The organism is Bifidobacterium hapali, assembly GCF_002259755.1.
Taxonomy (GTDB): domain Bacteria; phylum Actinomycetota; class Actinomycetes; order Actinomycetales; family Bifidobacteriaceae; genus Bifidobacterium; species Bifidobacterium hapali.
Genome location: NZ_MWWY01000013.1, coordinates 1 through 15422, shown reverse-complemented (window position 1 = coordinate 15422; position 15422 = coordinate 1). Strand labels below are relative to the sequence as shown.

Below are 15422 nucleotides of genomic sequence, written 5' to 3'. Positions count from 1 at the left end.
CGATTTTGCTGGAAGGAATTTACTTCACCTGGCGGCCGGCGCACCAGACGTGCCGGGCGGTCCAGTCGGCGGGGTCGAGGAGGTTGAGGTCGGCGGCGTATCCGGGGGCGATGAGGCCGAGCGGGGCTCCGGTAACTGGGTTGGCCTTGTCGAATCCGAAGGCGCGGGCCGGGGTGAGGGTGGCGGCCTCGACGGCGGCGACGGGACTGAAGCCGAGTTCGTTGACCGCGCGCTGGACCGCGACCTCCAGGGTGAGCGTGGAGCCGGCGATGGCGCCGTTGGACACGAGGCGCGCATGCCCGTCGACAACGTTCACGTCCAGCTCGCCGAGCTTGTACGCGCCGTCGGGGCAGTCGGTGGCGGCCATCGCGTCGGTGACGAACGCGATGCGGTGGGGCGCCAGTCCGAAGCCGAGCTTGACCATCGGGTTCTGGACGTGGAAGCCGTCGTTGATGAGCTCGATGGTGACGCGCGGGTCCTCGACCGCGGCCGGGATGGGGCCGGGTTCGCGGTGGTGCAGGCCGTTCATCGCGTTGAACATGTGGGTCATGATGCCGGCGCCCGCGTCGAAGCCGGCCTGGGCGGTGGCGTAGTCGGCGTCGCAGTGTCCGACCGCGGGCACCACGCCGGCGGCAGCGAACTGGCGGATGGCGCCGATGCCGTGCTCCAGTTCGGGGGCGATGGTGATCTGACGGATGCAGCCGAGCTTGCCGGCCGCGGGGTCGGCGCCCGAGGCGTCGAGCATGCGGTCCACGAGTTCGGGCACCGGGTCCTTGAGGCAGTTCGGGTCGTGCGCGCCCTTGCGCTTCAGGGCGAGGAACGGGCCTTCGAGGTGGCAGCCGAGGATGTCGGGGCGGGTGGCCATCTTCTCGCGCACGGTGCGGATGTTGCGGCAGATCACGTCCATCGGGTTGGTGATGAGCGAGAGGACCTGGCGGGTGGTGCCGTGCACCGCGTGGCCAGCGCGGGCCACGTCGATGCCGTTCGGGCCGTCGTCGAAGCTCTTCTCCCAGGCGCCATGGGCGTGGATGTCCACGTAGCCGGGCGTGAGGATGCGGCCGTCCGCATCAATAACCGCACCGTCCGAACCCGATGGAGCGGCCGGGTCGATGCCGACCGTGCGGCAGGCGTGCTCGAACGCCTCCTCGCCGCTGCCGTCCGCCGCCGCGAAACCGGTGGCCACGATCACGCCGCGCGCGTCCGAGACCACCCAATATCCGCTTTGCTCGCCGCGGGCGTCCACCTTGCGAGCCCCGCGGATCGCGACCGGACGGGCCTCGCCCTCCAACGCCGCCGTCACGTGCGCGACGATCTCACTTCTGTCCTGTGTCATGATTTCCTTCCTATATGCGTTCGGGCTCCTTCTTTGCGGAGAAAGAAGGAGCCCGAACCGTTCGATTGCCGTCAGATGCCCTGCCAGGCCGGCTTGTGGGCGAAGGCGTAGCGGTAGTAGTCCTTGTGACGCAGGCGGCTGGCGGCCTCCTCATCCACGATGATCGTGGCGTGCGGGTGCAGCTGCAGCGCGGAGGCCGGGCAGAACGCGCTCACGCCACCCTCGACGGTCTCCTCGATGGCCTCGGCCTTGCCCGAGCCGAACGCAAGCAGCACGAGGTGACGGGCCTTCAGGACCGTGCCGATGCCCTGCGTGATGCAGTGGGTCGGTACCTGGTTGATGTCGTCGTCGAAGAAGCGGGCGTTGTCGATGCGCGTCTGCTCGGCCAGGGTCTTCACGCGCGTGCCGGAGGCGAGCGAGGAGCCGGGCTCGTTGAAACCGATGTGGCCGTCGGTGCCGATGCCGAGGATCTGCACGTCGATGCCGCCCGCGGCCTCGATGGCCGCGTCGTAGGCCGGGCCGGCGGCGGCGATCTTGTCGCCGTCTTCGAGCGGGGCGCCGTTCAGCACGTCGCCGGGCACGTGGACCTTGGCCGGGTCGAGGCCCAGGGGCTCGACGACCGTGCGGTGGATGGTGGAGTGGTAGGACTGCGGGTGGTCGAGCGGCAAGCCCAGGTACTCGTCGAGCGCGAAGCCGCGCACCTTGGAGACGTCGATGTGCTCCTCATGCACGATCTTGGCGAGGGCCTGGTAGGCGGCCAGCGGGCTGGAGCCCGTGGCGAGTCCCAGCACCGCGTCCGGCTTGGCCTTGATGAGGTCCGCCACGCAACGGCCGTAGATCTCGCCGGCCTCCTCCTCGTTCTTGACGATGATCACTTCAGCCATGATTGATTGTCTCTTTTCTGTGGGTGTGTTTTGGGGAATATGCACGGGCGGCGGCATGGTGGTGCATGCCGCCGCCCGTTGCCGGTCAGATGAGTTCGAGGTTCACGTCGAGGGTGAGCGGCCTGCCTGCGGGCAGCTGGTAGGCCGTGTGGACGGGGGCTCCCCAGGAGTCGTCTCCGCCGACGCCCATCTGCGCCGCGAGCAGACGCAGGTAGTTGTGGCGCGGGGCGGGCAGGTCCTCATGGCGGCGCGCGGCTTCGATCATGTAGGTGTTCCATGGCAGCAGGCTGGCCGTGAAGTGACGGTCGCCGCGCTGGCTGACGCGCAATCCGTGGCCTTGGATGTCGGTGGCTTCGAGCCAGCGGACGTCCTCGTGGCTTCCGGTTTCCTGCACCATGAGATACGGCGCCATGCTCGCCTCTGAGGTGGTGTCCCAGATGCCGAGCTTGCCGCCCTGCTTGCGGTCGCGGTAGGTTTCCTCGGGGCCGGGTCCGTAGTAGCGCAGCTGCGTGTATTCGCCGGGCAGTTCCCATTCGACACCGAACGCGGGCAGGCTGGCGGCGTTGGTGACACCGCCGGGGTATTCGACGGTCAATCGCATGCGCATGTCGGACGTGATGCGGTAGGCGACCGTCACGGGCGTGTGGCCCGGGTCGGCGAGCTCGTACCGGTATTCGGCCGTGAGTCCTCCGTCGTCGGATTGCGTGATGCTCGTATCGGTCACGATGGCGTAGCGGCCGGCCGCGAACCATGCTGCACGGTCGAATCCGGAACGGTTACCGCGGTCGTTGTCGGTCAGAGGGCGGAAGGTGACGAGTTCAGGGCGACGGATGACCATTTCCCGTCCGTCCCGCGTCCAGGAGACGATGCCTCCCTGGGTGCGCGACAGGAGGATTTCCTCGTCGTCGCGGCGGATGCCCGCGTTCCACCGGCCGAGCGTGACCGTCGCGCGGCCGTCGTCGTCATAATCGGTCTCGGTGATGTCCCGTTCGGGGTTGAGAGTGCCGGTAAGCTGGCCGAACGCGAGCTCGTAGCCGGCCGGCGCCCATGCAGTGGCTTCGGCGAGCAGGAGATCGACCTCGTAGGTGACCTCGCGCGTATTCCCGTCCGTGTCGATGTCGGGGAAGGCGATGTCATGGCGTTGGGTGTCTCCGGCGGCCACGTCGAACCGGTAGTCGGCGTGCCAGATCTCGCGCCCGTCTTCGAGGAGCCGTGCGGCGAACACGTAATCGTCGGTGCCGATGAACAGGTTGCGGTTCTCGATGGTCACGCCGTGTCCGTCGGGGGTGAGCTTGATCGGCGAATACAGCTGCTTGACCTCCTGCGCCTTGGGGCTGGGCGTGCGGTCGGCGAACACGATGCCGTTGCCCACGAATTCGTAGTCGGTCGGCCGGTCGCCCCATTCTCCGCCGACGCTGAGTCGTTCGCTCCCGTCGGGCAGGCGCTGGACGAGCCCCTGGTCGATGTAGTCCCAGATGAACCCGCCGGAGTAGCGCTCGTACTGTTCGAGGTCGATGAACTCGCTCAGGCCGCCGCACGAGTTGCCCATGGCGTGCATGTACTCGCAGCTGACGAACGGCTTGTTCGCCGCGCCACGCTCGTCGCCGTGTTCGAGCCAGTCGCGGATCTCGTCCGGCTTGGCGTACATACGGCTTTCGAAATCGCTGATCCCATCGTAGGCGTGGTTCCAGTTGACGCCTTCGTAGTGGACGGGACGGCCCGGGTCGAGCCGATGCGCGTGCATGCTCATGGCCTTGAGGACTTCGCCCGCGTAGGATTCGTTGCCCAGCGACCAGACGAGTACGCTGGGATGGTTGCGGTCACGCATGATCATGCTGTCCAGCCGGTCGATGCATGCGCCCAGCCAGGCCTCGTCGTCACCGGGGACGGAGGTGCCCACGGGGATGTCGCCGGGGCTGTTCCAGCTGCCGTGGGTCTCCAGGTTGGTCTCGTCGATCAGATAGATGCCGTATTCGTCGCACAGCTCGTACCAGCGTGACTGGTTCGGGTAGTGCGAGGTGCGCACCGCGTTGATGTTGTGGCGCTTCATGAAGCGGATGTCCCACAGCATGTCCTCTTCGGTGACGGCGCGGCCGCGCCGGCAGTCGAACTCGTGGCGGTCCACGCCGCGGAACACGAGGCGCTTGCCGTTGAGCTTGAGGACGCCGTCCTCGATGGCCACATGCCGGAAGCCGATGCGGGTGCGCGCGGTCTCCAGAACCGTGCCGTCCGCGTCGAGCAGGGTGACGGACAATTCGTACAGGTCCGGGCGTTCGGCGCTCCAGGGGGCGGCGTCGTCGATCTCGGCTTCGGCGTGCAGCGTTCCGGCCGCTTCCGTGGCGGTGCGCCAGACGATGGTGCCGTTCTTGTCTCGCAACGCGAGGTCGGCCGTCGCGGCGTTCGTGGCGCCGTCGATCAGCACGTCCAGCGAGAGCGATCCGATCGACGTGGCAGGCTCCCAATCGGCTTCGGCGTGGATGTCGGAGACGTGGGCGGCGGGTCTCGCGTTGAGCTCGACGGAGCGGAACAGGCCGTGCAACCGCCAGAAGTCCTGGTCCTCCAGCCAGCTCGCGCTCGAATACTCGTAGCAGGCGACCGCCAGCACGTTGCCGTCCTTCCTGACGACGTCCGTCACGTCGAACTCGCTGGGCGTGAAGGAGTCCTCGGCGTAGCCGACGAACGCGCCGTTGAGCCACACGTAGATGGCGGTGGCCGCGCCCTGGAAGGTGAGCGTCACCGTGCGGCCCTCGCGGATGGCCTGGGCGACCGCGCCCTCCGCGGCGAACTTGCGTCGGTAGACCGCCACATGACCATGCTCGGGGATGGCCGGGGCCTTCGGGTCCTCGTGGCCGTCCCACGGGTACTGCACGTTCACATACTGCGGGTCAAGAAGCCCCGCGGTCTCCAGATGCGAGGGCACCCGCACGCGGGGGAACGACGAGTCGTCGAAGCCCGGCGCGGCGAACAGCGGCGACACGTCGCTGATCCAATCCGGCCCGTCGCTCGTCCCGTCGGGGAAGCTGTTCGCCGGCGCCGTCTCGACGCGGACCCGCCATTCGCCGTCAAGGCTCTGCGTGAGATCCGTGCCCTCGCCGCCGGAGGGGGCGTACGACCAGCACGCATGGTCGGAATGGGCGTCGAGCCGGTGGACCGCGTACACGCGCGGGTCGGCGAGCCATGCCGTCGTCGGCATGGACGGGGAGACGATCGGATCGCCGTTCTTCCGCTGATCGTCGGTTGCGTTCATGATGTCCTCGCTTTCGCATCGGATTGCGTCGCGTCGTTGCCGCCGCAGTGCGGGAGCCCTCGAATGTGACTCCTTGCACAACGATGATAAAGATATTTACTAATTTACGCAACTTCTTGCGCATGCCTCGATGGTGACTGCGAGAACCTGTGCAAATCCATTGATTGCAATGATAATTCGGCTGCTACGGTGTCTTTTCGCCCGTGCGTCGCGTCGAATCGTCGAATGCGATTCGTTGGCGTTGCTTGCGACACGCGGTAAAGTTTTTTACTTTTTTGAGAAAGTTCTATACTCGCGTCTTGCGGGATCGGAGCTGTTCCCGCGCACGGATTCTTTACAGGTCGCAAGGAGGCCACCACACCATGAGCGGATCCACCACACAGCGCACGGCGACGCCCGGACAACCGCAGGCAGCGCCCGCGAGGAACATGGGCCAGAAGATCGCATACGCGTTCGGCAATCTGGGACAGGCCGCGTTCTACAACACGATGAGCACGTTCTTCATCACGTTCGTGACCACCGCGCTGTTCATCGACGTGGACAAGACGCTGGCCGCGCGCCTCATTGCGGTGATCACCGGACTCGTGGTGGTCATCCGCATCGCGGAGATCTTCCTCGACCCGCTGCTCGGCAACCTCGTGGACAACACGAACACCCGCTGGGGCCGGTTCCGCCCCTGGCAGTTCATCGGCGGCCTCGTGCCCGGCATCCTGCTGATCATGGTGTTCACCGGCCTGTTCGGCCTCGTGGACGTGAACACCGGCGTGTTCATGGTCCTGTTCGTCATCGTGTTCATCCTGCTGGACGTGATCTACTCGCTGCGCGACATCTCCTACTGGGGCATGATCCCCGCGATCTCCTCCGACTCGCACGAACGCAGCACGTACACCGCGCTCGGCGCGTTCACCGGATCCATCGGCTACAACGGCGTCACCGTCATCGTCGTGCCCGTCGTCAGCTGGTTCACCTGGAAGTTCACCGGCCAATGGGAGCAGGGCCGCACCGGCTGGGCCGCGTTCGCCATCATCATCGCCGTGCTCGGCCTGTTGACCGCGTGGAGCGTCGCGTTCGGCACCCGCGAGAACCAGGGCGAGCTGCGCGCCAAGGCCGAGGCCAACGGCAACCCCATCGAGGCGTTCAAGGCCATCGCCCAGAACGACCAGCTCCTGTGGGTCGCCCTGAGCTACCTGCTGTACTCCGTGGCCAACGTCGCCACCACCGGCGTGCTCTTCTACCAGTTCAAATACGTGCTCGGCGCGCCGGACAGCTTCTCCATCGCCGGCGTCATCCCGGTCATCACCGGACTGGTCACCACGCCCCTCTACCCGGTGCTCAACCGCCGCATCCCGCGCCGCTGGCTGTACACCGCCGGCATGGCGTTCATGATCGCCGGCTACACGCTGTTCATCATCGCGCCCATGAACCTGCCCGTCGTCATCGTCGCGCTCGTCCTCTTCTACCTGCCCGCGCAGACCATCCAGATGACCGCCATCCTGAGCATGACCGACTCCATCGAATACGGACAGCTCAAGACCGGCAAGCGCAACGAGGCCGTCACCCTCTCCGTGCGCCCGATGCTCGACAAGATCGCCGGCGCGCTGTCCAACGGCATCGTGGGCTTCGTGGCCGTCGCCGCCGGCATGGTCGGCAACGCCACCGCCGCCGACATGACCGCCGCGAACATCCGCACGTTCAAGACCTGCGCCTACTACCTGCCGCTCGCCGGCATCGTCGCCAGCCTCGTCGTCTTCCTCCTGACCGTCAAGATCGACGAGAACATGCACGACCACATCGTCGAACAGCTCGAAGAACGACTCGCCTCCGAGGAAACCGACAAGCAGTAAGCAATCAGGGCAGCAAGGGAACGGCCCGGCGCTAACGGTTTGAACCGTTGGCGCCGGGCCGTTGCCATGCCCGCCGGGGAGAGAAGAAGGAAGAGAACCGGCGGGGTTCCGGCCGGATTGTCGTCCGGCCGGAAGAATCATCGCGGCAGAAAGCGGTCCCTGCCGCTTCGGTCAGACCACGGATTGCCCGCCGGGAACCGAATCCACGGTTTCGACGGCATCCGCGTCGGCGTCCTCGGCATCGACGGGTTGCATCGTGCCGGAGTGACGGCCGGCGGCGTTGTTCCCGCGCCTGAACCTGCGGGCGGCGACCAGTCCCACGCCGACGGCGAGCAGGGTGATCGCCGCGGCGATCACGCCCTGGATGGCGGCGCCGGTGTGGGCGAGCCCGGTCCGGTAGCCGTTCCAGTCGTCGGTGTTGCTGACCACTTCGGTGTCGGGGCAGACGAGCCTGCCGTCGATCGTGACCGCGTCATCGGGTGCGGACGTCTCGTCCTTGCCGTCGAACGGATCCGGGTCGGAGACGACGCATTCGATCAGAGGCGTGCCGGTGACCGTGGCGCGGTCGGTGTGATGGTCGGTCACGCCCTTGAGGACGCCCTTGACCTCGACGCTTTCGCCGGGCTTGAGGATGCGGCTGTCCCAATCGGCGGGGTATTCGAGGTCGGTCACCCGGCCGTCGCCGGCGACCAGTTGGTCCTTGAGGTTCAGGTCCTTGGTTCGGTACCATGCGCCCTGCTTGGTGTCGGGGTCGGCGGTGCTGGTGTTGGTGATGGTGAACACGATGCGCGTGTCGCCCTGCATGGCCAGCGCGTCCTTGACCTGGTCGCGGTCGCCGGCCGGCCAGCCGGAGGCCTCGTCCCATTTCTCGATCTTCAGGCTCGGGGTCATGTCGGGCGTGTGCGTCTCGACCTGGTTGGAAGGCCGTTTGGTGCCGTTGAGGGTTTCGTCGAACCGGTTGGCGATGTGTTCGCCGGTCTTGACGCGCTTGCACTGGATGAACGCGGTCCATGCCTGCTCGCTTTCGTCGTTGCCGCTGATGAGGTCGAGCATGCGCTGGGTCGCAGTAACGGTGACCACGCCCTTGTCGTCCTGCGCGAGGGTGAACAGTTCGCCGCCGTATGCGCCGGCGTCGAAGCTGCTGCCGGCGATCTTCATGCCTTTATGGGCGATCACCTTGCCCTGTTCGGTCAGGTCGCGCATGGCGTACACGGCCCATTGGCCGGTGTACTGGTCGTGCTCGGTGTCGAGCGGGTCGGTGATGCTCCAGTCGGTGACCTTCTGGTAGGCGCGGTGCGCGGGCAGCACGGAGCTGTCGAGGCGGTAGAGGAACAGGCCGTTGAGGTATACGCTCTGCTTGTCGATGGATTCGCCGTCCACCTTCACGACCACGTCCTTGGACGGGTTGACGGGTTTGAGGGGGTTGGCGACCTCGTTGGTGTCCTTGCGGGTGTCGTTGACGACCTGCGTGGCCTTGTTCTTCACGATATGTCCGTCGGTGACCTTGATGACGGTCATCGGCAGGATCACCTCGTAGCTCGTGCCCAGCATCGACTGGTCGATGGCTGGCTCCTTCAACGGGTCGTGGTCCTTCTTTTCGGCGTATTCCTTGAGGTTCTTGGGCTGGGGGTCGCCCTTGATGGTCTCGCCGGTGGCCGGCACCTTCGTGTCCGCGGTCTTGGCGTACACGTAGGCGACGCCGTCGATCGCCGCGATGTTGAACTTCGCGGTCACGTCCTTGCCGGTCGCGGTGTCGGTGACCTCGATGCGCTTGGCGTCAAGGGAGAGGTATTCGTCGTCCCAGTCGTCGGTCATGCCGAGTCTCCAGACCTTGTAGGCCTGGTTGGTTTGCTTGGCGTCGATAATCACGCGGTAGTAGATCCGGTCGCCCAGCAGGGCGGTCTTGCCGTCGATGCTGATGGACGGGTCGGCCTGGGTGTCCTTCTTCACCGGCGTGAAGTCGGGAGGCTCGTTCCACACCCTGTTGCTCGGGGTGACCATGTTGTTCAGTGTCAATGCCCACTGGTTGCCGATTTTGGTGTCCGTGGGCGCGTCCTTGGCGACCGTGCCCTCGAAGCGGACGATGATGCGCGGGTTCGCGCCGTTGCGCCAGTTGGTCTTCACATACCCGTCGGAGAACACGAGGCGCACCGCGTGCTGCGAGTCGTTCCACTGGGTCTCGTACTCGGTTTTCGGGATGAACCTGCCGGTGGACAGGTCGGTGACCTCCAGGGTCTGCTTGTCCACTTCAAGATGCTCGTCGTAGGTGTCGGTGACCGCCACCTCGCTGACGGAGTACGCGAGATTGCCGGGCAGGTGGGGCTGGGTCTCCAGACGGTATTCCACGCGCTGGCCCGGGTAGACGACCCTGCCGTCCACGGACGCCTGGTCGCCTCCCTGCGAGGATTCGCCGACCACGTCCTTGACGACGGGCGGTATGTAGCCGCAGATCTTCGGTTCGTTCGTGGGGATGGTGTGCGTGTTGACGGTCTGGGATCCCTTGTTCGTCAGCGCCTTGCCATCCGGCGTGGTGCAGAACGACAGTTCGTCGCTCGACTGCTTGCCGAAGTCGTCGCGCACCTGGCCCGCGCCCTTGCCGTTGGCATAGGACGCCTTGCCGGGAATGAGCAGCGTGACCTGCTTCGCGGTCTTCAGCCCCTTCAATCCCTCGCGGTAGGCCTGGCCTGCGGTGGCGGTCACCGTGGTGCCTTCCATCGTGATCGCCCACTGGTCGGTGACGTCCCTGCCGTGGTTGGCGATGTCGGTGACGCTGGACTCGCGATCGGTGCCGGCATCGGCCTCGTACACCTTGATCTTCGACTTGTCGTCGGCGTCGAACAGGTAGTCGGCGGCCGACCAGTCGTCCGTGAGCGTCAGAGCCTCCGGGGCTTGGATGAGGTTCTTGGCGATGGTGCCGTTGACCACCGAGGCGACCCGGTCCCCGTCCAGAAGCGTCATATCGTCGGCGCCGGTCTGGTTGGTCTCCTTCGGGTCGATGACCGCCTCCCACTGGCCCTTCGCGTTCAGGCGGATCCAGCTCTTGTCGGGATTCGGCCGCCACGTATCGAACTGTTTCGTTCCGGCGTCGGCCTCGGGCTCGTGGTTCCACTGGCCCCACGCATGGTCCCTGACCTGCTGGAAGTCGGAGGGCTTCGACACGGTCACGTCGAAGCTGAATTCGTAGACATGGTCCATGGGCATCTCGCCGTTGTCCGCCGAACGAGCGGCCGACACCGTGTTCGACGCCTTGTCCCAGTTGATCTCGAACTCGCCGGAAACGTCGCGGTTGCCGTCGGTCCTGTCGATGAGCCTGTAGTTGTCTACGGAGTATTCGACGCCGTTGGGTTCGATCACGTCGCGGAAACGCATCTCGTAGCCGCCGCGGCCGGTGCCGTACGTGATGGTGGTGCGGTTCGTCATCCGGTCGGCGCTCACGCCGTCCTCGATCTTCTTGACCGGGGGCTCGGGCGGCATCGGGCTCACCTTCCAGGATTCGGCCGGATCGCGGTCCGCGGTGTCCACGGCCGTCTGCATGCGCCCCTGCTTGGGCACTTGGATGTCGATCCAGTACGAGCCTTCGGCCCAGTATTTCATGCCGAAGTCCTTCGGCGAGGCGAGATTGTCAAGCTGGGTGTCTCCATTGCTGGAGAAGCTGATCGGCTTGCTCACGCTCTTCGCGGGCAGATAGGGGCCGTTCTCGTAATGGATGATCGCGGTGCCGTTCAGCGTCTCTTTGATTGCGGAACCGCCGTTGTCGGCGTGGATGACGTCGCCGATCGGGTCGGTGGAACCGACCTGCATGTCGGTCTTCTGCTTGTGGCTGGTGGTCACGTTCAGCTTGTAATCGACCGGCGGCTGGTTCTGTGCCAGCACGATCACACGGAACGAGGCGTTCGGGTTGGAGTCGATCGACTCCTGCGCCAGCGAATCGACGCTGCGTGTGCCGAGCTTGTCCTTCCATGTGGTCGAGGTCGAGTACTTCTGGCCCTGATACGTGTAGTCGCCCTTCGCCTCGGCCTTCCATTGCGCTTCCCAACGGTTCTTCGCGTTCGAACTCACGTAGCTGCCATTGAACGAACCATCCGCCAATCGCACGTAGCCCACCGCCACCAGACGGCAATCCGCGTTCCCGTCACCCGTATAGGAACGCCGGCACTCGTCGATCGCGTCGCTCAAAGTCTTGTTCATGTTCACGAACTGGTTCTGCCCGTTCGCCAGATCGGACGACAGACGCACCTTCGCGTCACTCAACGCCATCTTCATGCCATCCAGCGTGGCCGGCCACGAATCCTTGTAGATCCAATGCGCATCGGCCGTCTGCGTCGGACCGCCGCCGGAGCCGCCGCCGTCCTCGCCGGAACCGCCGCCACCGTTGTCGGCCAGCGCGACCGGAACCAGACAGGCCAGCAACGCCGCGGCGGCGGTGATCGACGCCACTACGCCGACGCCCTTCTTCCCGAGCCTCATACGAAATCCTTTCCCATGTGCGACAGAATCGCCCTTCTCCGGAAAGGGAGGAGACGGGGACTCCAGAACCCGCCTCCTCCCGGGTCCCTGGAAGAAAAGCACGCCCGTGAACCCGACGGCCGGCCGTAGGGCTCCGAACGCACCATCAGCATCACCCCGCGCCAGGTGGTTCTGCGGCGGACAACACAACGTACATGGCGTTTTTGTGGCCAACGGACATTTGCGACCATTCCGCTCATGAGTTAAAATAGGTCGTGAAATATTCCATTAGTACTTGATAGCAGGGAAGCGGCATTGAAATATTCATCTGAAGATTTTGTCAATCTGGACGAGGTCCACGCACTTGCGGACGTTCTGACCCCAATCGGACCGGCACTGTACACCGTTCTTGCCGAGGCGCGTTCGGATCTGGAAACCAGATATCCCGATGATCTGTTCTGGCCCCATCAGAACCGACAGAATCTTTCCCGTCTTGTCAACCAACGCACGGCTCGAATTTGGGAACAATATGGTTCTGACGATTGGACGCTTTTTGACCGGAGTGGTTTCCTTCATCTGAGGGAAAACGAGACCGGCGTGAAGCTGATTCTCCGAAAGGTGGATCCTCTGACTCATGGAGTTCCTAAGTCAAATGCGACCCGTGCCAGCCGTGCATACTTTTCACAGAGCCAGTGCATCCCGAAGGGACAGTTGCAAGCAGTGGATCCAGGCCTGTTCGACGAAGGAAAGCTGATTCCCGATCTTCACGATATTGGCTTGGTGTGCACTTGGGATGAGATGACGGATGGAGGTGTATCCATCGTCGTTTATAAGACAGAAGGTCCGGGGCGATACGGCGAAAAGAACCACTATCTATTTAAATTCCCGCTATTTGATAGCGTTCGTGGCGATGAGCAATATGAGTTCATTCCACTACAAGAGGATCAGGAAAATCTTCTGCCGAATTTGCTGGCCGATCAGACCGATGTCGAAGATGTGGATAATACAGACTCTTCGTCGTCGGAGAAAAATGAGAATGAGGACGCAGGCATGAATTCCGACAATAAAGGAAATGAAGCTAACTAGGAATAGCTAGTCGTATATAGCATAAATAGATAGAGAGATACTGCAATGTCCACTTTCAATCCAGAAGGGATTGCACTGAAGCAGCGTCTTGCTTTCAATCCAGAAAGGATTGCACTGGCACGACGCTTGGAGGGCGTCACTCAGAAGGAGTTGTCCACTCGTTCTGGACTATCCCAGGCAAAGCTCAGCAAGCTTCAGAATGGCATTATTTCCTTTAATGAATCAGATGCGGTGAAATTATCCGGCGCTCTAGACTATCCCATTTCTTATTTCGAGGAATCTGGAACGGTTATCCCATTATCCGAACTTACATATCGAAAAACATCCAGATCATCTATGGGTGAATTGAATTCGGTTTCTACGGAGTACTCATTACTCATGGATGTAATTCAAAAATTACGTCATGTGCTGAAGATGAAAAAAAATCCAGCCGCATGGATTGATGAAATAGCTCCACACGAACAATCGCTCTCCGAAGAGAAAATAGAGAGATTGGCTATCCGAACACGTGAATGCCTCGGATTAAAGCCTGATGGTGCCGTTCCGAACGTAACCCGCGCAATCGAGCGGGCCGGAATCATTGTTTCTCCGATGAGATCATTGAATATGCGCGGCGGGGCAAATTTGACTAGCGAGGGAGTGACTGCGCCTTCGTCACAGTGGCATGCCATGTGTGTTGGATATTTAGGTAATGGTGCATTAGGAGGCGATCGTTTACGCTTTACTAAAGCCCATGAACTTGGTCATCTGATCTTGCATCGTTATCGTAAACCTGATTCACCGCAATTAGTGGAGCGTGAAGCCCATATATTTGCTGGAGCTTTTCTGATTTCGCAATTAGATGCTCGCTTGGTTCTTAAACCCAATTTATCGTTGCGCGATTTTCTTCCAATTAAGGCAGGATGGGGCATTTCCATTGCTGCGCTTATCTCACGTTCTCACAATTTAGGAATCATCGATCGGCAGAGGTACACCTCCCTCAACATACAGCTATCAGGCAAAGGATGGAAGAAGCAAGAACCTGTACCCGTCGGAATCGAGAATCCGCTATTGCTGAAACAAATGATTACATCGGCATACGGATTTAAGACAGATCAAGGACTGAAAATAGATTCTATTGGCTTGGCCAGTGAGTTGGGAGCTCCATTTAGATATCTAGATTACTGGTCCGATGGATTAGATGATGAAGGTATGCACTGGGGTATTGCCGCCAATCGCTTTGAGCAAAGACCCAATCGTATGATTGCTTAATCCTTGGTTCTGTCAAATCAACTTTGACATCGGCAACACGTCTGGTTGTTGGCGTTCTCAGGAACGCCAACAACCTTGGGAAACGAATTGATCATTCACGTCGATTCTAATTTAACAGAACCTAATTTCTACATAGGGTTCTTCCGTTTCCTTCTTGAGTAAGAGTGGAAGAACCCTATTCCGATATGGTTGAATTGATCTATACTCAAATGGTAATTTAATTTGATATATACCTACTCAACAAAGAAATGAATTCAATTATCGGAAGCAATGATTTGTAGATTAGATTTTTAAGGTGTAGGGCCATACTCGTTTCTCTTTACTTTAATCATTCTAATGATTTTCAGCAATGTGAGTAATGATATAAACGATGACGGCGCCGAAGATGCCAATGGCGGCGAGGATTGCCAGTCTGGTTTCACGGCGTTCCTTGGCCGCCATATCGGCCTGCCGGTTGGCCAGGGCTTCGGCTTCGGCGGCGACGCCGCTGGCGGCGATGGCCGCGATGTGCGCACTCATCTGGTCTTCGAGCGTGGAATCCTCGCTCGTGCCGTCGAAGGGTTCCTCGTTTTCGTTGTGGTTGTCGTTCATGGTTCTGCTCCGTTCCTGATTGTTGGATTGTTTGCTTTCCTGATTGTTGGCTTGCTTGATTGCTTGCATGTCAGCTTGCCTGCGTGCAAGCAAGTTTGATTGTTTGATTGTCTGCATGCGGGCTTGTTTGCTTGTCAGCTTTCGTTTTGCCCGGTGAGGATGGACATGCGGGCGGCGATGAGCGCGTGGCGCGCGATCGCCAGGTAGATAAGGCCCGAAATTTTGCGCACTTTGGCTTGGGCTTGAGATGAAAGGGCATGGCTCGTGTCCTGTGTACGATTTTCTGTCGCCAAACAAAACAAATCGCGATTGGAAAGAGGGCACGAAGCCATGTCACAGCAGATTCTACAGGTCGACCAGGCCATGTTGGAGACCACCCTGGACCGGATGGTCCGTAGAAGCGTCGAGGAGACGTTGAACGCAATGCTCGACGCCGAGGCCGACGAGATCACGGGCGCCGCCCGTTACGAGCGCAGCGGGGATCGCAAGGCGTACCGGGCCGGCCATTACAAGCGTGATCTGACCGTCAAGGCCGGGAAAATGAGCCTGAAGGTACCGAAACTGAAGGGCGCGGTGTTCGAGTCGGCCGTGATCGAGCGTTACCGGCGGCGCGAGGAGAGCGTCGAGGAGGCGCTGATTGACATGTATCTGGCGGGCGTGTCCACGCGTCAGGTTGATGATGTCAGCCAATTGTTGTGGGGTGATCGCATGCCCTCGCAGACTCTGAGCGACAAGCTCAA

At 61.9% G+C, this 15422-nt stretch carries 10 protein-coding genes; 4 read left to right on the top strand and 6 right to left on the bottom strand.

Annotation, left to right across the window (positions count from 1 at the left end; genetic code table 11):
• Positions 1-19: 19 nt before the first annotated feature.
• The 3 genes from nagA to lacZ form a co-directional block, all read right to left on the bottom strand.
• Positions 20-1333, bottom strand: a complete 1314-nt coding sequence (gene nagA / locus BHAP_RS02830) for an N-acetylglucosamine-6-phosphate deacetylase (RefSeq protein ID WP_055427680.1) — start codon at positions 1331-1333, stop codon at positions 20-22.
• A 71-nt stretch (positions 1334-1404) separates the two neighbouring features.
• Positions 1405-2217: a glucosamine-6-phosphate deaminase gene (gene nagB / locus BHAP_RS02825; protein ID WP_055427681.1), complete on the bottom strand. Its 813-nt coding sequence runs from the start codon at positions 2215-2217 to the stop codon at positions 1405-1407.
• 85 nt (positions 2218-2302) lie between these two features.
• Positions 2303-5464, bottom strand: a complete 3162-nt coding sequence (gene lacZ / locus BHAP_RS02820) for a beta-galactosidase, LacZ type (RefSeq protein ID WP_094729291.1) — start codon at positions 5462-5464, stop codon at positions 2303-2305.
• Positions 5465-5826: 362 nt separating this feature from the next.
• Here lacZ and BHAP_RS02815 point away from each other — a divergent pair, with 362 nt between their 5' ends.
• Positions 5827-7308, top strand: a complete 1482-nt coding sequence (locus BHAP_RS02815; protein ID WP_043164844.1) for a glycoside-pentoside-hexuronide (GPH):cation symporter — start codon at positions 5827-5829, stop codon at positions 7306-7308.
• A gap of 171 nt (positions 7309-7479) precedes the next feature.
• On the opposite strand, the gene BHAP_RS02810 is transcribed toward BHAP_RS02815, so the two are convergent.
• Positions 7480-11775: an LPXTG cell wall anchor domain-containing protein gene (locus BHAP_RS02810; RefSeq protein ID WP_094729290.1), complete on the bottom strand. Its 4296-nt coding sequence runs from the start codon at positions 11773-11775 to the stop codon at positions 7480-7482.
• Positions 11776-12069: 294 nt separating this feature from the next.
• Here BHAP_RS02810 and BHAP_RS02805 point away from each other — a divergent pair, with 294 nt between their 5' ends.
• The gene (locus BHAP_RS02805) at positions 12070-12840 is read left to right on the top strand and encodes a hypothetical protein (protein ID WP_060620641.1); all 771 of its coding nucleotides are present in this window, start codon (positions 12070-12072) and stop codon (positions 12838-12840) included.
• Positions 12841-12885: 45 nt separating this feature from the next.
• Entirely contained in the window at positions 12886-14091 is a 1206-nt protein-coding gene (locus tag BHAP_RS02800; RefSeq protein ID WP_094729289.1) for an XRE family transcriptional regulator, read from the top strand.
• Between the two features lie 333 nt (positions 14092-14424).
• Here the strand turns inward: BHAP_RS02800 and BHAP_RS02795 are convergent, their stop codons facing one another.
• Complete coding sequence (locus tag BHAP_RS02795) at positions 14425-14751, bottom strand: hypothetical protein (protein ID WP_094729337.1); 327 nt, start codon at positions 14749-14751, stop codon at positions 14425-14427.
• Positions 14752-14816: 65 nt separating this feature from the next.
• The gene (locus BHAP_RS11840; RefSeq protein WP_244569274.1) at positions 14817-15014 is read right to left on the bottom strand and encodes a hypothetical protein; all 198 of its coding nucleotides are present in this window, start codon (positions 15012-15014) and stop codon (positions 14817-14819) included.
• On the opposite strand from BHAP_RS11840, the gene BHAP_RS02790 reads away from it, so the two are divergent.
• Positions 15013-15422: transposase (locus BHAP_RS02790; RefSeq protein WP_211279673.1), on the top strand; the 410-nt coding region annotated here is incomplete at its 3' end. The genes BHAP_RS11840 and BHAP_RS02790 overlap by 2 nt on opposite strands.